The sequence below is a fragment of the Alistipes sp. An116 genome (genome assembly GCF_002161005.1).
Lineage (GTDB): Bacteria > Bacteroidota > Bacteroidia > Bacteroidales > Rikenellaceae > Alistipes > Alistipes megaguti.
The window spans coordinates 263487-283208 of sequence record NZ_NFLR01000002.1 but is presented as its reverse complement, the minus strand read 5'-3'; the positions used below and the strand labels follow the sequence as shown (position 1 = coordinate 283208).

Here is a 19722-nt window from a genome sequence, read left to right as displayed (position 1 = left end):
CCTGAAAAAGTTTTTTAGTACAATAAAGCAAAGGAAAGTTATGAAGCAAACATTCGTGAAAGCGGCCGTTTGGGCATCTTGCCTGGCTGCCGTTGCATGTGGGCAGGCTCCGACGGCCATGGGTCCCGGCGAGTATGCCGTGATGACCATCGCCCAGACCGACCGCGAAATCCCGACCAACTACTCGGCAACGATCCGCGGTCGCCAGGACATCGACATCTATCCGCAGGTTTCGGGAACCATCTGGCAACTCTGCGTCACCGAAGGTCAGAACGTCTCGAAGGGGCAGACCCTCTTCATCATCGACCAGGTCCCCTACAAGGCCGCCCTGCAGACCGCCGAGGCCAATGTCGCAGCCGCCGAAGCCAGCGTGGCCACGGCCCAACTTACCTATGACAGCAAAAAAGAACTTTTCGCCCGCAACGTTGTCTCGCAGTTCGACCTCTCGACCGCCGAGAACAACCTGCTCACGGCCAAGGCCCAGCTGGCTCAGGCCGAAGCTCAGCGCGTAAACGCGGCCAACAACCTCTCCTATACGGTTGTCAAGGCTCCGTCGAACGGCGTCGTCGGCACGCTTCCCTACCGGGTCGGTGCCCTGGTGAGCGCCTCGATGCCCCAGCCGCTGACCACCGTCTCGGACAACTCGACCATGTATGTCTACTTCTCGATGACCGAAAACCAGCTGCTCAACCTCACGCGCCGCTACGGCTCGATCGCCCAGACGCTGAAGAACATGCCCGATGTCGAGTTGCAGCTCAACGACGGCTCGATGTATGACAAGAAGGGCCGCGTGGAGTCGATCAGCGGTGTGATCGACACCTCGACGGGCAGCGTTTCGCTGCGCGCCGCATTCCCCAACCCCGACGGACTGCTCCACAGCGGCGGTTCGGGCAACGTCGTGCTGACCAACTCGTTCAAGAACTGCATCGTCGTGCCGCAGGCCGCCACGTTTGAGATTCAGGACAAGGTATTCGCCTACAAGGTCGTAGACGGCAAGGCCACGTCGGCCCCGCTCAGCGTCGAGAAGATCTCCAACGGGCAGGAATATATCGTCACGTCGGGACTGGTTCCGGGCGATGTGATCGTCACCGAGGGTGTCGGCCTGATGCGTGAGGGCACGCCGATCCGTCCGAAGGGCGAGGCCGCCGCTCAGGCTGCTCCCGCCGAAGAGGCTGCCGCAGCTCCTGCCGCCGCAGAGAACCAGGAGCAGGCTGCCGCCGCCGATAACCAGACCGAGCAGAAGGCCGCTTCGGCCCAGACTCAAACCGAAAAGGAGGAATAACCCATGACACTCAGACATTTCATTGAACGACCCGTACTGGCGTCGGTCATCTCCATTGTCATCGTGATTGCGGGCATCATCGGCCTTGCAACACTGCCTATCGAGCAATACCCCGACATCGCGCCCCCGACGGTCATGGTACGTGCCTCCTATCCGGGAGCCAGTGCCGAGACCATTCAGAAATCGGTGGTCGTGCCCCTCGAGGAGGCCATCAACGGCGTCGAGGACATGACCTACATCACCTCGAGCGCCGCTGCCGGAAGCGCCTCGATCTCGATCTACTTCCGCCAGGGAACCAACCCCGACATGGCGGCCGTGAACGTACAGAACAAGGTATCGACCGCCACCGGACAGCTGCCTTCCGAGGTAACGCAGATCGGTGTGACCACCATGAAGCGTCAGACCTCCATGGTGAAGATCTTCTCGCTCTACAGCCCTGACGACAGCTACGACGAAACGTTCCTGTCGAACTACCTGAAGATCAATATCGAGCCCCGAATCCTGCGTGTCCAGGGCGTCGGCGAGGCCTTCACGCTGGGCGCCGACTACTCGATGCGTGTCTGGCTCAAGCCCGACATCATGGCCCAGTACAAGCTCATCCCGTCGGACGTAACGGCGGCACTGGCCGAGCAGAACATCGAATCGGCTACCGGTACGCTGGGTGAGAACTCCGACAATACGTTCCAGTATACGATGAAGTATCGCGGACGCATGCAGACCCCCGAAGAGTTCGGGCAGGTGGTCATCCGCTCGGATGCCGACGGCAACATCCTGCGTCTGAAGGATATCGCCGACATCGAACTCGGCCGTGAATCCTACGCCTTCAAGGGCTACACGAACGGACACCCGGGCGTCAGCGCCATGGTCTTCCAGACCGCCGGCTCGAACGCCACGCAGGTCGTCAACGACGTCAACGCGCTGCTCGACGAAATCTCGCAGGAGCTGCCCAAAGGCATCGCCATCGCCCACCTGCAGAGCGTCAACGACTTCCTCTACGCCTCGATGAAGGAGGTGGTCAAGACCCTCTTCGAGGCCATTCTGCTCGTAATCCTCGTCGTATACGTCTTCCTGCAGGATATCCGTTCGACGCTCATCCCGACGGTCTCGATCATCGTGGCCCTGGTCGGTACGTTCGCCTTCCTGTCGGTGGCCGGATTCTCGATCAACCTGCTGACGCTCTTCGCCCTGGTACTTGCGATCGGTACGGTGGTCGATGATGCCATCATCGTCGTCGAGGCCGTTCAGGCGCGCTTCGACGCCGGATACAAGTCCTCCTACATGGCCACGATCGACGCCATGTCGGGTATCACGTCGGCCATCGTTACCTCGACGCTCGTCTTCATGGCCGTGTTCATCCCCGTGGCGATGATGGGCGGTACGTCGGGTGTCTTCTACACGCAGTTCGGTATCACGATGGCTGTGTCCGTGGGTCTGTCGGCCGTCAACGCCCTGACCCTCTCGCCGGCCCTCTGCGCCCTGATCCTGAGACCCTATATGGATGAGAACGGCGAGATGCGCGACAACTTCGCAGCCCGCTTCCGCAAGGCCTTCAACACCGCCTTCGGCGCCCTGGTGGCCAAGTACAAGCACGGCGTGATGCTCTTCATCAAGCACAAGTGGCTCATGTGGTCGACGCTCGGCCTGGCCTTTGTGGCACTGATCGTGCTGATGGACTCCACCAAGACGGGTCTGGTGCCCGACGAGGACCAGGGTACCATCATGGTCAACGTCACCACCGCCCCGGGTTCGACCCTCTCCGAAACCAACAAGGTCATGGAGGAGATCGCCGGACGTGTCCGGAGCATCCCGCAGATCAAGGACTTCATGCAGACGGCCGGTTACGGCATGATCGCCGGTCAGGGTACGTCGTACGGTATGTGTATCATCAAGCTGAAGGACTGGGACGAGCGTCCCGATAAGGAGGATGCCGTCAATGCGGTCATCAACCAGATCTACGCCCGCACGGCCGACATCAAGGATGCCCAGCTCTTCGCCGTGGCTCCGCCCATGATCTCGGGTTACGGTACGTCGACCGGTTTCTCGATGAACCTTCAAGACAAGACGGGCGGTGACCTGACCGATTTCTACAACATCTACCTGCAGTTCATCGCCGCGCTGAACCAGCGCCCCGAAATCGCCCGTGCCTACTCGACCTTCAACATCAACTTCCCGCAGTACATGGTCGACATCGACGCCGCCAAGGCCAAACGCGCCGGCGTATCGCCCTCGACCATTCTCTCGACCCTCTCGGGATACTACGGAGGACAGTACGTCTCGAACATCAACCGATTCTCGAAGATGTACTACGTGACGATCCAGGCCGACCCGAAATACCGGCTCGACACCGAATCGCTGAACAACGTCTTCGTCCGCACCGAAAGCGGCGAGATGGCTCCGCTGAGTCAGTTCGTCAACCTGACGCGTGTCTACAGTTCGGAGGTGCTCAACCGCTTCAACATGTACAACTCGATCGCCGTGAACGGTATGGCCGCCGACGGTTACTCGTCGGGTGACGCCATCAAGGCCATCCAGGAGGTTGCCGCCCAGGTACTGCCCCGAGGCTACGGCTACGAGTTCGACGGCATCACGCGTGAGGAGGCCCAGACGGGCAGCAACACGATCATCATCTTCAGTATCTGCATCCTGCTGATCTACCTGCTCCTGAGCGCCCTGTACGAGAGCTTCCTGCTGCCGTTCGCCGTCATTCTGGCCGTACCGTGCGGACTGATGGGTTCGTTCCTGCTGGCCAAGATCATGGGACTCGAAAACAACATCTACCTCCAGACGGGTATCATCATGCTGATCGGTCTGTTGTCGAAGACCGCCATCCTGATCACGGAGTACGCCGCCGACCGCCGCCGTGCGGGCATGAGCCTCACGCAGGCCGCCGTCTCGGCCGCCAAGGTCCGTCTGCGTCCTATCCTGATGACCGTGCTGACCTGCGTCTTCGGTATGATCCCGCTGGTACTGTCGCACGGCGTAGGTGCCAACGGCAACTCGACGCTGGGTTCGGGTGTCGTCGGAGGTATGATCGTCGGAACGCTGGCCCTGCTGTTCCTCGTGCCGACGCTGTTCATCGTCTTCGAGACGCTCCAGGAGAAGATCAAACCCCTCGAACTGGATCCCGATCCGCAGTGGGCCGTACGCGCCGAAGTAGAAGAGGTTAAAAACGAGAAAGAAGAGGAGTAAACCATGAGAAAAGCCATCATCATACTGGCTGCAGCGGCCATGACCGGCTGCGGCATCTACAAGCCCTACACCCGTCCCGAGGTGATGACCGACGGACTGTACGGCACGGCCGAGACCAACGACTCGACCACGCTGGGCGACATCAGCTGGCAGGAGATGTTCACCGATCCGCAGCTGCAGACGCTCATCACGCGGGCTCTGGAGAACAACACCGACCTGCAATCGGCCGGATGGCGCGTCAAGGAGGCCGAAGCCACGCTCAAATCGGCGCGGCTGGCCTACCTTCCGTCGTTCAACTTCGCCCCCCAGGGTTCGCTGAGCAGCTTCGACGGCGCCACACCGACGAAAACCTACACGATTCCCGTGACGGCCAGCTGGCAGATCGACATCTTCAACGGTCTGACCAACGCCAAACGCAAGGCCAAGGCACTCTACCTGCAGAGCCAGGAGTATGAGCAGGCCGTCAAGACGCAGCTCATCGCCAGCGTGGCCAACCTCTACTACACGCTGCTGATGCTCGACAGCCAGTACACGGTGACCGAAGAGACGGCCGCCAAATGGCGTCAGAGCGTCGAGATGATGCGCGCTATGAAGGATGCGGGTCTGACCAACGAGGCCGGCGTGGCCCAGTACGAGGCCAACACGCTCTCGATCGAGGCGTCGCTGCACGATCTGGCCTACCAGCGCACGCAGACCGAAAACAGCCTCTGCTCGCTGCTGGGCGAGGCTCCGCACCCGATCGAGCGCGGTATTCTGGAGGCACAGCAGATGCCCGCCACGCTGGCCGTGGGCGTGCCCCTGCAGATGCTCTCGAACCGTCCCGACATCCGTCAGGCCGAATACTCGCTCATGCAGTCCTACTACGCTACGGCCAGTGCACGGTCGGCGCTCTATCCGTCGATCACGCTGAGCGGTACGCTCGGCTGGACGAACAACAACGGCATCATTGTCGATCCGGGCAAGCTGATCTGGACGGCCGCCGCATCGCTGCTGCAGCCGATCTTCAACGCCAACGCCAACCGCGCCCAGGTGAAGATCGCCAAGGCCCAGCAGGAGGAGTCGCGTCTGGCATTCCAGCAGGCGCTGCTCAATGCCGGAGCCGAGGTCAACAACGCACTGGTGCAGTGCCAGTCGGCCCGCGCCAAGACCGATCTGCGCATCGCCCAGATCGAGGCGCTCGAGCGTGCCGTCGAGGCTACCGAACTGCTCATGCAGCACGGCACGACGACCTACCTCGAGGTATTGACCGCCCAACAGTCGCTGCTCTCGGCCCAGCTGTCGCAGATCTCCGATCAGTTCGACGAGATCCAGGGCATCGTGAGCCTCTATCAGGCTCTCGGCGGCGGACGTGACCTTACAAGCCAGGAGGAGAAGTAATGAAGCGGGGAGCGACCAAGGAAGAGATCATCCGCACGACGCAGGAGTTCATCTCCCGCAACGGCATCCGTGCCGTGCGGGTCGATGAGATTGCACAGACGCTGGGCATCTCGAAACGCACGCTCTACGAAATGTTCACCGACAAGAACGATCTGATCGGCGCCTGTCTGGACGCCATGCGCAACGAACAGCAGCAGCAGATCGTTGCCTGTCGCAAACGCCGGGGAGGAAATCCCCTGCAGAAGGCCCTCCGGTTGATGAACCAGTACATCGAGAACCTCTACAAGGTGGATCACAGCTTTCTGTCGGACCTGCGCCGCAAGGTGGTCTTCGCCGAGCACTACGACGAACACCGCGAATTCTGGCACAAGGAGCTCTCACTGCTGCTCGACTCCTGTCGCAAACAGGAGTTGCTGCTGCCCGAGATCGACGCTGCGGCCTTTACCGAACAGTTGATGGGCTCGCTGCTCGACCTGCGGCTGAACGGCACCTCGCGTGAAGAGTTGAGCCTCTTCTGCCGCACGATACTGCGCGGTGCAGCTACCCGTCAGGGAATCGAGCTGATCGACCGCCGGGCGTGAAAATCCCATACCCGGCCCGGGCCGGCCGAAAGCCCGGCCACGGAAACCCGCGAAAAGCCCCGCACGAAAAATGCGGGGCTTTTCTTGTGTCGGGTTGCATTTATTAAAATCTTTTTCTATATTTGCACCAACAACACGATCCGAAACCCGGAAAGCGGCATGAAGGCACAAACCACATATCGCGTATATACGCAGAAAGTCGTCGACACCTCCTCGACGATGATGATGGTCATGTGCATGTACAGCCGAGCAAGCCGGGTGTAACCTTTTCGTGTGCAGAAACGATATGATCCGGCTTTGAAGAAAGTCGGATTTTTTTGTAAAACCGCTATCAAACGTCAATTGAAATGGATACGCGAAAGTACCGATTCGAGACCCGGCAGATCCATGCCGGACTCAACCCCGACGAACCGACCGGTTCGCGCGGAATAGCCATCTGGCCCACGGCAGCCTACCGTTTCCACAGCTGCGACCATGCGGCGCGGCTCTTCGAACTGAGCGAGGCCGGAAATATCTACACCCGGCTGCAGAACCCCACGACGGCAGCCTTCGAGGAGCGCATCGCCGCCCTGTACGGTGCCGTCGGGGCGCTGGCCGTCTCGTCGGGCATGTCGGCCATTCTGGTCACGGTGCTCTCGCTGGCCGGCGAGGGCGACAACATCGTCACCTCGCCGTTCCTCTACGGCGGCACCTACAACCAGTTCCGCATCACGCTGCGCCGGCTGGGCATCGACTGCCGCATCGCTCCGAGCGAGGATCCCGCGTCGTTCGAGGCACTGATCGACGATCGCACGAAGGCCCTCTACGTCGAGAGCATGGGCAATCCGACCTGTGCCGTGCCGGATCTGGAGGCGCTGGGCAAACTGGCGCGGCGGCGCGACGTGCCGCTGGTGGTCGACAATACGTTCGGCGCGGCGGGCTACCTGTGCAATCCCTTCGAGTGGGGGGCCAACATCGTCGTCGACTCGGCCACGAAGTGGATCAACGGCCACGGGACGTCGATGGGCGGCGTGATCGTCGACGGCGGCAACTACAACTGGGCCAACGGCAAGTTCCCGCAGATTGACGGTCCTTCGGAGGGCTACCACGGGCTGAATCTCCACGAGGCGTTCGGTGCGGCGGCCTTCATCGTCAAGTGTCGCGTCGACGGCTTGCGCGACATGGGGTGCTGCCCCTCGCCGTTCGATTCGTACCTGATGCTGATCGGTCTGGAGACCCTCTCGCTGCGCGTGCGTCAGGAGGTCGAATCGACGCGCCGGCTGGCCGAATTCTGCCGCCTCCACCCGAAGGTGCGCACGGTCAGCTACGTGGGTTTCGACACCCATCCGAGCCACGACAACGCCCGCAAATACTACCGTTTCGGGTCGTCGGCAGTCTTCACCATCGAGCTGCAGGGAACGCTGGAGAGCACCGTGCGCTTCGTCGAGTCGCTCCGCCTGGCAGCCAACATGACGATGATCGGCGACTCGATCACCGTAGTGACCCATCCCGCCTCAACGACCCACAAGCAGTTGAGCGAGGCCGATCTGGCGGCCGCCGGCGTCACGCCGACGATGCTGCGCATCTCGGTCGGACTCGAAAATGTCGAGGATCTGATCGAGGACTTCGAGCAGGCCTTCACCCACGTCGAATAACCGCACGCCGAAACGCCTCACGATGGAACCGACGATCTATCGGGCCCCCGGGCCCTTCCGACTCGAATCGGGCGCTGTGCTGCCCGAACTGCGCATCGCCTACCACACCTACGGCCGGCTGAATGCCGCACGCGACAACGTCGCATGGGTCTGCCATGCGCTGACGGCCAATTCGGAGGTGGCCGACTGGTGGCCTCACACGGTGGAGCAGGGGCGTTTTCTCGACCCGGACCGTTACTTCGTGGTCTGTGCCAACATCCTCGGCTCGCACTACGGCACGACCGGGCCGCTGCACGTGAATCCGGCGACGGGCCGTCCCTGGTACGGCAGCTTTCCGCACGTCACGATCCGCGACATGGTGCGGGCCCACCGCCTGCTGGCCGACGCACTCGGCATCGGACGGATTGCACTGCTGGTGGGGAGTTCGGTCGGGGGATTCCAGGCCGTGGAGTGGGCCGTCGGGGAGCCGGAACGGATCGAGCGGCTGGTGCTGATCGCCACCGATGCCAAGGCCTCGCCCTGGAACATCGCCATCAACGAGACGCAGCGCATGGCCCTCGAGGCCGACGCAACCTACGGCCAGGAGCGCCCCGATGCCGGCATGAAGGGGCTGGCCACGGCCCGGGCCCTGGGACTGCTGAGCTACCGCGGCCCCGAAGGCTACAACCTCACGCAGCAGGATCGCGAGGAGTCGCCCGAAAACCACCGCGCCTGTACCTATCAGCAATACCAGGGCGAGAAGCTCTGCCGGCGCTACAACGCCTATTCGTACCACGTGATCCTCGACGCCTTCGACACGCACGACGTCGGATACGCACGGGGCGGGGTAGAGGCGGCCCTCGGGCGGATCCGGGCCCGGACGCTCATCGTCGGGATCACGACCGACATCATCTTCACCCCGGCCGAGATGCGGCGCCTGCAACGCCGGATCCCCGGAAGCCGTTACGGAGAGATCGACTCGCCGTTCGGTCACGACGGCTTTCTGGTCGAGTACGAACAACTCAACGCGCTGCTGCGCCCCTTCGAGGCGGAGCCGTGATACAACCTCTCTGATCAACAAACAAAAAACAGATACGGCTATGACGAAAATCAAAATCGGACTGTTCGGATTCGGCGTCGTCGGACAGGGCATCTACGAAGTGGTGCGCAAATCGAAGAACGCCCACGCCGAGATCGTGAAGATCTGCGTGCGCGACCCGCAGAAACCCCGCAAGATCGAAGTCGATCCGGAGCTCTTCACCTCGTCGGTGGACGACATTCTGGACAACCAGAACGTGAATCTGGTCGTCGAGGTGATCAACGATGCCGAGGCGGCCTACCGGATTGTCAAACGGGCCATGCTGCGCGGCATTCCGGTCGTTTCGGGCAGCAAGACGATGCTGGCCCACCACCTTCCGGAACTGATCGAGATTCAGAAGACGCGCGGCGTGGCGCTGCTCTACGATGCCTCGTCGTGCGGTTCGATCCCCGTGATCCGCAACCTCGAGGAGTATTACGACAACGACCTGCTGCTCGAGGTGAAGGGCATTCTGAACGGTTCGTCGAACTACATCCTCTCGCGGGTCTTCGACCACCGCGACTCCTACGCCCATGCGCTGGCTCAGGCCCAGGCGCTGGGGTTTGCCGAGAGTGACCCGTCGTTCGACATCGAGGGCTACGACTCGCTCTTCAAACTGGTCATCATCACGGTCCACGCCCTGGGAACGTACGTCGCCCCGGAGCGGATCTTCACCTATGGCATCTCGACGATCCACGACTCGGATATCCGCTACGCCCGCGAAAAGAACGTCAAGATCAAACTGGTGGCACAGGTCGTCAAGGTGAGCGACGAGCACTTCACGATGTTCGTCATGCCGGAGTTCGTCACCCCGTCAAAGTACATCTACAGCGTCGACGACGAGTACAACGGCGTGGTGATCCGCGGCGAGTGCTACGACCGCCAGTTCATGTTCGGCAAGGGGGCCGGAAGCCTTCCGACAGCCTCGTCGATCCTGAGTGACATCATGGCCCGGCAGCACAACTACCGCTACGAGTACAAGAAGATGAACTACATCGAGAAGCCCGAATACACGACCGACATCCAGCTGAAGATCTACGCCCGCTACCGCGAAACCGACGTCCGGCAGATCCTTCACTTCACGAAAATCCACGAGCAGTTCATCAGCGAGGAGAGCAACTACGTCATCGGCGACATCCTGCTGAGCGAATTGATCGCCAAACGCCCGCAGCTCTCGGGCAAGGATGTCTTCCTGGCCAACATTCCGATCTTCTTCCTCAACCGCGACTGATCAAGAGAGGGGGGGGGCAGGAAGAGCAGAGAGAAAGAGAGAGCAGAGAGAACAGAGAGAACAGAGAGAACAGAGGCAGAAAATTGGCATCCCGGATCTCTCTTTTTCGGGTCGCCACCCCCGGGAGCATCAGTCGCGGTAGTACTCCTCGCCCAATCCGAGGGTAAAGTCCGCACGGCGCATCCACGTCACGGCGGCCATGACCGCCACCAGCACGGCATTGAACAGGAAGGGGAACCGTTCGCCGTGCGTGTGGAAGAGATCGCGGAAGAGATCCACGACGAAGGGGCAGATCATCACCGCCAGGTAGTTCATCGCCATGACGCACGAGAGGGCCAGCGTAGCCGATCGCGGCGGAGCGATCGTAGCGGCCTTGTCATAGATGACGGGCTGCATGATGCCGTAGCCGTAACCGGCCAGCAGCGCCCCGACGACGAGCAGCGCTTCGCTGCGGAAGAGCCCCAGACACAGCAGTCCGGCAGCCACCGAGAGCAGCGCGACGAAATTGACCCACGATCGTAGCCGCCGGATGATGCGGTCGACAAAGAGTCCCGGCAGCATGATGGCCAGAAAGAACAATGCGATCAGCACCCCGGAGAAGGAGCTGCGGATGCGGTAATCGTCGATCAGGAACGATGCGTAGTAGACGATGGCCAGCACGGCATAGGTGATGAAGAAGTAGAAGAGCATCAGGCCGACAAGTTTCCGCCAATCGATGCGTTTGTTGCGCAGCTGGATGCTCCGGGCGGGTTCGGGCTCGGGAGGACGGCGCCGCAGAAAGAACGACAGGACCAGCGAGAGCCCCGGCAGCGTATAGACCAGAAAGGGGAGGTGCCAGTCGACATTGGCCAGATAACCCGTCACCACGGTGGCTACGACGAGCGTCAGGTTGTTGATCGCCGAGCTGTAACCCAGCTGCCGCACACGCCGGTCGCCCGTGAAGTACTCGACGACAAGCCCCGTGGAGAGGGGGATGACCATCCCGGCGCCGATGCCGAGGATGCAGCTGGCGACAATCAGGCTGACGATGCTGCGCAGGAAGAGGCAGGCCACGCCGCTCAGAAAGAAGATCGACAGTCCGACGGCGAGAATCCGCAGTTTGTCGCGACCTTCGGAGAGTTTGCCCGACAGCAGCACGAAGGGGATGATCAGCAGCGACGGCAGCGACGTCAGCATCTGGATCTCCAGATCGGTCACTTTCGGAAATACCTTGTTCAGATCGCCCAAAATGGGCGAGATGGCCAGTCCGGGCAGCGAAGCGATGGCCGACACGGACCAGATGGCCAGCAGCACGACGAGCGGAATGGACCCTTTCCCTGTTTTGATTTCCATGTGCAAAGATTTTCGAGAATCCTTGCAAGTGTCGTACCGAAATTCCGGGTCGACGCCGGAATTCCCCTGACAGATTGCACAACCGCTCCTCCGCCTCTGCGTCGGGAAAAAAGAGGCCGGTCCCCTCAAACGGGAACCGGCTCTATTGAGGGTCTGGCTGCCGGGGTATCCGCACCTGCGAGCCCCTCTGCGGCCGAAATTGCTCCTCCTTCACGCAGCGGACCGGGAGTCCACCGGCACGCCGCAGGTCGTAGGAGGCCTCAACGGCCTCCGTACTGCCGTAGTGGAAATAGACGGCTGCGGAGAGATTCTCCGCTATCGACGCATTGGCCGTCCAGTAGAGGCCGATCCAGGGCTGGGCCTCGTCGGCACGCGTACTCTTCGGATCGGCATCCGTGAAATAGAAGTTCTGGAATTTGCCGTCGCGATAGGTGCGCTGTCCGGCCCCCATGAAGAGCGACGAAACGCCGTCTTTGGCCAGCGTCACGCTGTATTTCGTATTGGCCCACTCCAGCGAGGCGGCCTCGGGCGTCAGCCCCGCAAAGGCAGCCGCCGGAGCTACGCGCCAGCCGGCCGGACAGGGATCATAGAGGCTCTTGTCCGTGCCGGGAATCGTCCACAGCGCGGCGTCGTGGCTCCACAGCCAGTCGTACTCCGACGCCTCGACCCCCTTCAGGAAGAGCTGCGGATTAAGCCGTGCGTAATCCTCCGTTCCGTTCGAGGAACTCGTCTCCACCGGAGTCGCCGAAAGGCTTGCATTGCTGCCGTTGTAGATCGTGGCGGCCGTACCGTTGGCAAAGTTGTAGGTCGACGGACCGATGAAGGGATCCTTGCGGCCCCACTGGTAATAGAGTCCGTACGAAGAGCGGATATCGTCCGTCGATTCATTGCCCGAAGCCAGCGCTCCGAGGTTGCGGTCCATCATCGTGTACCCGTTGAAGAGCCGCTGGCCGGCTGTCGCCGAGGGATCGTACGCGGTCACCCAGATGTGCCAGCTCCAGAGCAGCGCTCCGGAGGCATCATAGGCACCGATCACGGCATTGCCCGACTTGATCGTCGTTTCGTCGTTGCTGTCGGCACCGACGTAGAACGAGGCCTTGCCGTTGTCGAGCGTCACATACTGGATCAGACTCGAAGCGCTCTGCCACACCACGCCCACCGAGGCCGTTGCCAGCGAAGTGTCGTCGGGACGGTGCATGACGTCAAGCAGGTAGTTCGTCTCCTTCTGGGAGACGATGTAGCTGTTGGCCCGCGGCGCCGAGAGATCCTGCCGGGCAACCACCCCGACGAAGATCGAAGCGCTGCCGGCGGCACCGTCGCGCCCCGAACCGCTCAGCGTCACCGTACCGGTTTTGACATTCTCCTCGTCGAAGGTCGACGGCGGAGTAACCGTAACGGTCATGGCCGCGCTGTTGACGACGACATTGTCCCACCCGCTCGGTTTGCTCGAGATGGAGAAGGTATCGAGGTTCGAGGCCGTAAAGTGGACCGTCACGGACTCGGTATCCCCTTCGGAGAAGAAGATGGCGGGTTCGTCGAACGCAAGCGACCCGGTCACATCGTCCTTGCCGCACGAGATGAAGAGGGCGGCGGCCAGCACACAACACCACCCGGCGAATCTTTTCATATTCATCGTGTATTTACTGAATTTCAATTCCAAAAACCGTTGCAAAGATACCAAAAAGCGGGACAAATCCCACACGACAGCGGCGATTTTTGCATCCGGAACAATTATTGCCGCCGAAGGACTAACGAATTCGAAAAGCATATAGTATATGTCGACACCGAAAATTGAAACCGGAAGCCGTCAGGCCGACGACCGTTACTCGATCACCGTGAGCGAGAAGGGTCCCTATCTGGTCTACGGCCGTCCGCCGCTGGCCACGCAGTTCATCATGCTCAATGCCGAATACGAAAGCTGGTACTTTCTGCCGGGGCGTCATTTTCCGACCGCTTCGGAACCCACGGCCCTGTGCCGCTGCGGAGCCTCGAAGCACAAGCCCTATTGCGACGGAAGCCATACGTCGGCCCGCTGGGACCCGACACTCACGGCCCGCGACGAACCGCTGCTGGCCCATTCGGAGGAGATCCGCGGCGAGACCCTCGCCATGAGCGACAATGCGCAATACTGTGTCTTCGCGCGCTTCTGCCACGCCTCGGGAGATGCCTGGACGCTGACCGAACGGTCCGGCGATCCGACTTCGCGCCGCCTGGCTATCCGGGCCGCCTCGATGTGTCCCGGCGGACGATTGATGGCCTGGGACCGCGATTCGGGACGTCCCTACGAGTTTCGTTTCGAACCGAGTCTGGGGCTGATCGAGGATCCGGCCATCGGCTCCAGCGGCGGGCTGTGGGTGCGGGGAGGCATTCCACTGCGCCGCCAGACGGGGCAAACCTACGAGATCCGCAACCGCATGGTGCTGTGCCGCTGCGGCCAGTCGGCCAACAAGCCCTACTGCGACGGCACCCACGCCTCCATCAAGTGGCAGGATCACCTCGATGCGGCACCGGAGGAGGCGTCCGAACCGCTCACCGAACGGGAGGCCGTTCCCGTTCCGTAGCCCGTATGCAGTGCACCTTGACGGCCGAAAGCGGGCCGTCCGGATTTCAGTGCTCCCCGGGATCCGTTCCGGGGATCACTTTTTCAGCGCCCGGGGATCGAAATAACGGTAGAAGAAGAGCATCTGCGAGGGGAGCGAAATGGCCCAATAGGCCGCATTGTGCGTCCCGGGTCGCACCTGAAAGTCGTGCCCGATGCCCAGATCGAGGAGCTTCTTGTGCAGATTCAGATTCACCTCATAGAAGAAATCCTCGTACCCGCAATCGAAGATCAGGGCCAGATCGCCGTTTTTCAGGCTGTCGACCTGTTCGATCACCGTGTGGTCGCGCCAGCGTTCGGGGAACTCCTTCTCTTCGCCCAGCTGCCGCTTCATCTCCCACGAATCGGGGAAGGGGCGGATATCCACACCTCCCGAGGTGGAACCCGCCGCACCGAACCGGTCCCGATGGTGCAGTGCAATCCACCAAGCGCCGTGGCCACCCATGCTCAATCCCGTGATGGCCCGTTTTTCACGCACGGGCAAGGTCGGATAGCGGGCATCAATCCAGTCGACCAGCTCCTGCGCGACGAAGGTCTCGAACTGCGAGCGGGAATCAAGCGGACTGTCCCAGTACCAGCTGTTTGCGCCGTCGGGGCAGACCAGAATCATACCGAAACCGTCGGCCAGACGCGGCAGGTCGGTGATTCCGAGCCACGAGAGGTGCGATCCGCCGTAACCGTGCAGCAGATAGAGCGTCGGGAGGCGATGCCCCTCGCCGGCCACATCGGGAAGGACCACCACGGTCGGAATTTCACGTTGCATTTTGGTGCTGAAGACCGCCACGGTATCAATCCGCGCAGCCTCGGCGGCCACCCCGATCAGAAGGGCTGCCGCCAGAAAAAGGATTCGCTTCATCATTGTGTTTGCTGTTCGGGTCCCGAATTCAAAAAAGGGGCGCCGCAGCGCCCCGATACCATTCCGTCAACAAAGCCGTCTATTTCTTCTCCGGCCGGGCGATGGTCTCACGCATCTGCGTATCGGCCATCATGTTCTTCATGCGGTAATAGTCCATGATTCCGAGGTTTCCGTTGCGGAACGCCTCGGCCATGGCCAGCGGCACCTCGGCTTCGGCCAGAATCACCTTCGCACGGGCCTCCTGGGCCTTGGCACGGTTCTCCTGCTCCAGAGCCACGGCCATGGCACGCCGCTCCTCGGCCTTGGCCTGGGCGATGTTCTTGTCGGCCTGGGCCTGGTCCATCTGCAGCTGGGCGCCGATGTTCTTGCCCACGTCGATGTCGGCGATGTCGATCGAGAGGATTTCGAAGGCCGTACCGGCATCGAGCCCCTTCTCGAGCACCACGCGCGAGATCGAATCGGGATTTTCGAGGACAATCTTGTGCGTGGCGGCCGAACCGATCGACGAGACAATGCCTTCGCCCACACGCGCCAGCACGGTCTCCTCACCGGCACCGCCGACCAGCTGTTTGATGTTCGCACGCACCGTGACGCGGGCCTTGGCGATGAGCTGAATGCCGTCCTTGGCCACGGCGGCCACCGGCGGCGTGTTGATCACCTTCGGATTGACCGACATCTGCACCGCCTCGAAGACGTCGCGTCCCGCCAGATCGATAGCCGTGGCCATCTTGAAGTCGAGCAGGATGTTGGCCTTCTGGGCCGAGACCAGTGCATGGACGACGTTCGTGACGTTGCCGCCGGCCAGATAGTGGGCCTCCAGCTCGTTGGGGTTGAGCGTCAGACCGGCCTTCGTGCTCTCGATCATCGACGAGACGATGATCGAAGGGGGCACCTTGCGCCAGCGCATCAGCACCAGTTGCAGCAGACTGATCCGCACGCCCGACACCAGCGCCGAGAACCACAGTCCCACGGGAATAAAATAGAAGATGAGCCAGATGGCAAAGAGGCTCACGACGACGATCAAGGCGATCAGTCCAAGCTGAAGATTCATACGTTACGTGTTTTATGGGAGGGGTTTGACAATGACACTGAAATTCTCGAAGCCCACGACCTCGACCTCGCGCTGCGGATCGACGTAGGCTCCGGTGGATTTGGCCTCGTAGGTGCGGCCGCCGATCTCGACCTTGCCCATCGGCGAGAGGCGCGAGAGGGTGCGCCCGCGGTCACCGACCTGCAGTTCGTCGGCCGGCAGCACGGACATGCTCGACGAGCGGATCTCCTGCCGCAGCGAGAAGCGCTGCCACGTCCGGGCGCGCAGCGATACGACGACCACCAGAAGCGACAACAGCAGCACAACCGCGATGACCACCACGCCGCCCGTCGTACCGTAATCCCTGAATGCCAGATAGATCGAGCTTCCGTAGCAGACCAGCGACAGGATGGCGCCGATCGAGACTCCGGGCAGCAGCACCAGTTCGGCCAGCAGGAAGAGCAGGCCAAAGAAGACGAGCAGAATGATGTAGAAGAGTTCCATAAAGCGCTTCGAGGGATTTTATGGAGTTAAAGATAGCAAAAAATTCTCACGGATTGGGCATTTCGACCACTTTAATTTCGAGTGCGGGGTCCAACTGACGGACGGCATCGGCCAGACGGTCGGCCACGGCGCGGTCGTTGAACCCGCCGACGACGAACAGCTGCTGACCCACGCGCGAGAGTTCGTGCCCGGCGGCCGTCTCGGCGATGGCCTGCTTGACGGCATCCGAGAGGGCCTCCGTTCCGGTGATCTCGACCCGGTAGGCGAGGTTCTGCGCCTCGGGGTCGCGCGAGAGGTTCCGCTCCGCGCCGTCGGTCCAGACCACGATCTCCGGACGCACGAAACCGTGCTCCTTCAACACCTTCTGGGCCGCCTGCGCCTCCTCCAGCGTGGCGAAACCGCCCGTATAGTAGCACCACTTGCCGTCGTCGTTGATCAGATAGAACAGCGGATAGGCCCCGCGGAAGGTCGCGGCGGCGCGCTTCGTATTGAACGTTCCGAGCAGGATGCGGTAGATCGTGCCGTTGGCGTAGACCTTGCACTCGGGGATCGGGTTCTTGTACGTGTATTTGGGCGTCGACGAGAAGGCCACGCTGTCGTAGTCCAGGAAGTAGCGTTCAGCCACGGCGATACGCGGCAGCCGTTCGTCCGCCTGCGCCAGCACGGAGGCCACCCCCCGCAGCGAATCCCGGGCCGCATCGAGCGACAGGACACCGGCCACCGCCGTCTCGTAGTCGGTCAACACCCGTTTGCGCAGCAGATAGTCCGTCACGGCCGTCGATTCGGTCGAATCGCTCAGCTCCGAGAGCCGGCGGGCCGCCCGCGAAAGAGCCTTCTCCTCGCGCGAGAGGATCTCCTCCTGGCCCAGTTCATCGAGCAGATAACCGTAGGCGTAGTTCTTGTTGTCGAAGATGTAGTTCCACACCTCGGAGAGCGAATCCGACAAGACGCGGTTCACCCCCTGCAGGGTCTTCAGCCGTCCGTAGATCTCCATGGCCTCCTGTTCGGTCTGCACCGCGGCGTAGGTTTCGGCCAGATCGCGGAGCGTGGCGTAGTTGGCCATGAAACGGTCGACATACTCCCGGGCGCGGGGTTCGAGCTGCTGGGAGCGGCGCAGCGCCGTGTAATCGGCCTCGGCCAGATGTTCGCGGAAGTAGAGGTTGTCAACCAGATTGCGCACCTTCAGCGAATCGGGCACCGTCACGGCCGGATTCTCCGCGGCGGTGTTCGCCGACGGCACGCCGCCGTTCAGATTGGCCAGCACCCACTCCTGTTCGATCGTATTGATGCGGTCGATCAGCCGGCCCTTCGCATTGCGGATCTCGAAGATCCGGCTTTCGAGCTGCAGGATCTGCTGCGAATACTCCTGGCGGCGTGCCGGATCCTCGCGCAGCTGACGCCTCAGTTGCGCCACGGCATTCACGATCGAATCCTCGCGCTGCTGCAACCGGGCATCCTCGCCCAGCAGCGACATGTACTCGGCATTGTTCTCCAGACCGGCAATGCGGGCCTCGACGGCGGGCTGCTGTGCCAGCAATACCCCCGATGAGAGCAGCAGCGCCGCAAACATATAGGTAAAAGTCTTGCGAAACATACTTCGGATCATCTCCACCATTTAATCAAAAAGATCTGTATAAGACCGAAAATCTCCAGACGCCCCAGCAGCATCAGCAGCGTATTCGAAACCTTGAAGGCCGAGGGCAGCGCCGAGAAGTTGTCCATCGAGCCCACCTGGCCGAATCCCGGTCCGACGTTGCCTATCGAGGCGACCGAACCCGTGAAACTCGTCGTCAGATCGACCCCAAGCAGCGTGCCGAAGATCGTTCCGGCGAGGATGAACATCAGATAGGCGACAATATAGATCATCACCGTATACAGCATCTCATTGTCCTGAATGGTTCCGTCCAACCGGATACGGATGATGGCATTGGGGTGTTGCTGCAGTTTGAGTTTTGCGCGCAGCATCTTGCCGGCCAACACCATTCGGTTGACCTTGATACCTCCGGCCGTGGAGCCCGCACAGGCGCAGACGATCGAGCCGAAGATCAGCAGAATGACGGCAAACGGAGTCCACGTATTCGAATCGGCGGTGGCGTAGCCCGACGTCGAGACTAGCGAAACGAACTGGAACATGCCGTGGCGGAACGAGGCCGAGAGCGTGGGGTAGACATCCGCTGCATAGAGGCTCACGGCGATCAGCACGCCACCCGCGAGCAGCATGCCCAGATACCAGCGCGTCACCTCCGAGCGGAACAGATTGTTGCGTTTGCCGGTCACCGTAGCGTAGATCAGTCCGAAGTGGATGCCCGCAATGGCCATCACGAAGATCAGGATCGTATCGATGGCCGGACTGTTGAAGTAGGCCACGCTGGCGTTCTTGGTCGAGAATCCGCTCGTGGCGCAAGCCGACATGGCGTGGCACAGGGCATCGAACCAGTTCATGCCGGCCAGTTTCAGCAGCAGCGTCGACACGACGGTCAGTCCGACGTAGACCACCAGCAGGATCTGGACGATGATCTGCGAACGGTAGCGGTAGTTGTCGCGGGCCATGGCCGAGAGTTCGACGTTCGAAAGCATCATCTTGCTGCGGCCCATCGAGGGGAGGATCACCAGGGCGAACATCACCACGCCCATACCGCCGATCCACGTGGTCGAGAAGCGCCAGAACTGCAGTCCGCGGGGCAGTGCCTCGACGTCGTTCAGAACGGTCGAGCCGGTGGTCGTCAACCCCGAAACACTCTCGAACCAGGCGTTGACCAACGTGAACTCCCCGCCCCAGATCAGGTAGGGGAACATCGACACCACGCAGGCCACCAGCCAGGCTCCGACGACGATGCAGAAACCCTCCTTGTTGGTGATCTGCGTGCAGGGGCCGACAAAGATCAGCGGGAAGGCCCCCAGCAGGGCCGTCAGCAGCGAGGAGAGCAGCAGGGGATAGAAGGCCGAGTCCACGCCGCTCACATAGGAGATTCCCGCCGAGAGCAGCATGAACATCGCGATGAACAGCATCACGACACCGATATATCGCAGTACCACTTCGACACGCATCG

The 19722-nt window shown here is 61.4% G+C and carries 15 protein-coding genes; 8 read left to right on the top strand and 7 right to left on the bottom strand.

Annotated elements, in window-relative coordinates:
- Positions 1-40: 40 nt before the first annotated feature.
- The 7 genes from B5E60_RS02415 (at position 41) to B5E60_RS02385 (ending at position 10351) form a co-directional block, all read left to right on the top strand.
- Positions 41-1282, top strand: coding sequence for an efflux RND transporter periplasmic adaptor subunit (locus B5E60_RS02415; protein ID WP_087309282.1), 1242 nt, complete (start codon positions 41-43; stop codon positions 1280-1282).
- 3 nt (positions 1283-1285) lie between these two features.
- Complete coding sequence (locus B5E60_RS02410; protein ID WP_087309281.1) at positions 1286-4471, top strand: efflux RND transporter permease subunit; 3186 nt, start codon at positions 1286-1288, stop codon at positions 4469-4471.
- Between the two features lie 3 nt (positions 4472-4474).
- Positions 4475-5848 (top strand): TolC family protein, encoded by a 1374-nt coding sequence (locus tag B5E60_RS02405; RefSeq protein WP_087309280.1) that lies wholly within the window; start codon positions 4475-4477, stop codon positions 5846-5848.
- Entirely contained in the window at positions 5848-6429 is a 582-nt protein-coding gene (locus tag B5E60_RS02400) for a TetR/AcrR family transcriptional regulator (protein ID WP_087309279.1), read from the top strand. Before B5E60_RS02405 ends, B5E60_RS02400 begins: the two co-directional genes overlap by 1 nt.
- A 347-nt stretch (positions 6430-6776) precedes the next feature.
- Positions 6777-8063, top strand: a complete 1287-nt coding sequence (locus tag B5E60_RS02395) for an O-acetylhomoserine aminocarboxypropyltransferase/cysteine synthase family protein (RefSeq protein ID WP_087309278.1) — start codon at positions 6777-6779, stop codon at positions 8061-8063.
- 22 nt (positions 8064-8085) lie between these two features.
- On the top strand, positions 8086-9102 hold the full coding sequence (locus B5E60_RS02390; RefSeq protein WP_087309277.1) for a homoserine O-acetyltransferase family protein: 1017 nt from the start codon (positions 8086-8088) through the stop codon (positions 9100-9102).
- A 40-nt stretch (positions 9103-9142) separates the two neighbouring features.
- The gene (locus tag B5E60_RS02385) at positions 9143-10351 is read left to right on the top strand and encodes a homoserine dehydrogenase (protein ID WP_087309276.1); all 1209 of its coding nucleotides are present in this window, start codon (positions 9143-9145) and stop codon (positions 10349-10351) included.
- Between the two features lie 129 nt (positions 10352-10480).
- Here B5E60_RS02385 and B5E60_RS02380 read toward each other — a convergent pair whose 3' ends face one another.
- Positions 10481-11683 carry an MFS transporter gene (locus B5E60_RS02380; RefSeq protein ID WP_087309275.1) on the bottom strand — a complete coding sequence of 401 codons (1203 nt, stop codon included), beginning with the start codon at positions 11681-11683 and terminating at the stop codon, positions 10481-10483.
- 142 nt (positions 11684-11825) lie between these two features.
- Entirely contained in the window at positions 11826-13310 is a 1485-nt protein-coding gene (locus B5E60_RS02375; protein WP_087309320.1) for a hypothetical protein, read from the bottom strand.
- 148 nt (positions 13311-13458) lie between these two features.
- Here B5E60_RS02375 and B5E60_RS02370 point away from each other — a divergent pair, with 148 nt between their 5' ends.
- Complete coding sequence (locus B5E60_RS02370) at positions 13459-14244, top strand: CDGSH iron-sulfur domain-containing protein (protein ID WP_087309274.1); 786 nt, start codon at positions 13459-13461, stop codon at positions 14242-14244.
- A 75-nt stretch (positions 14245-14319) separates the two neighbouring features.
- On the opposite strand, the gene B5E60_RS02365 is transcribed toward B5E60_RS02370, so the two are convergent.
- The 5 genes from B5E60_RS02365 to B5E60_RS02345 all read right to left on the bottom strand — a co-directional run bounded on the left by B5E60_RS02365 (position 14320) and on the right by B5E60_RS02345 (position 19720).
- On the bottom strand, positions 14320-15141 hold the full coding sequence (locus B5E60_RS02365) for an alpha/beta hydrolase (protein WP_087309273.1): 822 nt from the start codon (positions 15139-15141) through the stop codon (positions 14320-14322).
- Positions 15142-15217: 76 nt separating this feature from the next.
- Positions 15218-16189, bottom strand: coding sequence for a flotillin-like protein FloA (gene floA / locus B5E60_RS02360; RefSeq protein ID WP_087309272.1), 972 nt, complete (start codon positions 16187-16189; stop codon positions 15218-15220).
- Positions 16190-16201: 12 nt separating this feature from the next.
- Positions 16202-16672, bottom strand: coding sequence for an NfeD family protein (locus B5E60_RS02355; protein ID WP_087309271.1), 471 nt, complete (start codon positions 16670-16672; stop codon positions 16202-16204).
- A 46-nt stretch (positions 16673-16718) separates the two neighbouring features.
- The gene (locus B5E60_RS02350; RefSeq protein WP_087309319.1) at positions 16719-18266 is read right to left on the bottom strand and encodes an SPOR domain-containing protein; all 1548 of its coding nucleotides are present in this window, start codon (positions 18264-18266) and stop codon (positions 16719-16721) included.
- Between the two features lie 8 nt (positions 18267-18274).
- A complete protein-coding gene (locus B5E60_RS02345) occupies positions 18275-19720 on the bottom strand; it encodes a TrkH family potassium uptake protein (protein WP_239403170.1) in 1446 nt (481 codons plus the stop codon).
- Positions 19721-19722: the final 2 nt, after the last annotated feature.

Coding starts and splice junctions, on each gene's coding strand:
- B5E60_RS02400 (WP_087309279.1), top strand. CDS start 5,848: ATGAAGCGGGGAGCGACCAAGGAAGAGATCATCCGCACGACGCAGGAG.
- B5E60_RS02410 (WP_087309281.1), top strand. CDS start 1,286: ATGACACTCAGACATTTCATTGAACGACCCGTACTGGCGTCGGTCATC.
- floA (WP_087309272.1), bottom strand. CDS start 16,189: ATGAATCTTCAGCTTGGACTGATCGCCTTGATCGTCGTCGTGAGCCTC.
- B5E60_RS02375 (WP_087309320.1), bottom strand. CDS start 13,310: ATGAAAAGATTCGCCGGGTGGTGTTGTGTGCTGGCCGCCGCCCTCTTC.
- B5E60_RS02415 (WP_087309282.1), top strand. CDS start 41: ATGAAGCAAACATTCGTGAAAGCGGCCGTTTGGGCATCTTGCCTGGCT.
- B5E60_RS02380 (WP_087309275.1), bottom strand. CDS start 11,683: ATGGAAATCAAAACAGGGAAAGGGTCCATTCCGCTCGTCGTGCTGCTG.
- B5E60_RS02390 (WP_087309277.1), top strand. CDS start 8,086: ATGGAACCGACGATCTATCGGGCCCCCGGGCCCTTCCGACTCGAATCG.
- B5E60_RS02350 (WP_087309319.1), bottom strand. CDS start 18,266: ATGTTTCGCAAGACTTTTACCTATATGTTTGCGGCGCTGCTGCTCTCA.
- B5E60_RS02385 (WP_087309276.1), top strand. CDS start 9,143: ATGACGAAAATCAAAATCGGACTGTTCGGATTCGGCGTCGTCGGACAG.
- B5E60_RS02355 (WP_087309271.1), bottom strand. CDS start 16,672: ATGGAACTCTTCTACATCATTCTGCTCGTCTTCTTTGGCCTGCTCTTC.
- B5E60_RS02395 (WP_087309278.1), top strand. CDS start 6,777: ATGGATACGCGAAAGTACCGATTCGAGACCCGGCAGATCCATGCCGGA.
- B5E60_RS02365 (WP_087309273.1), bottom strand. CDS start 15,141: ATGATGAAGCGAATCCTTTTTCTGGCGGCAGCCCTTCTGATCGGGGTG.
- B5E60_RS02345 (WP_239403170.1), bottom strand. CDS start 19,720: ATGCGTGTCGAAGTGGTACTGCGATATATCGGTGTCGTGATGCTGTTC.
- B5E60_RS02405 (WP_087309280.1), top strand. CDS start 4,475: ATGAGAAAAGCCATCATCATACTGGCTGCAGCGGCCATGACCGGCTGC.
- B5E60_RS02370 (WP_087309274.1), top strand. CDS start 13,459: ATGTCGACACCGAAAATTGAAACCGGAAGCCGTCAGGCCGACGACCGT.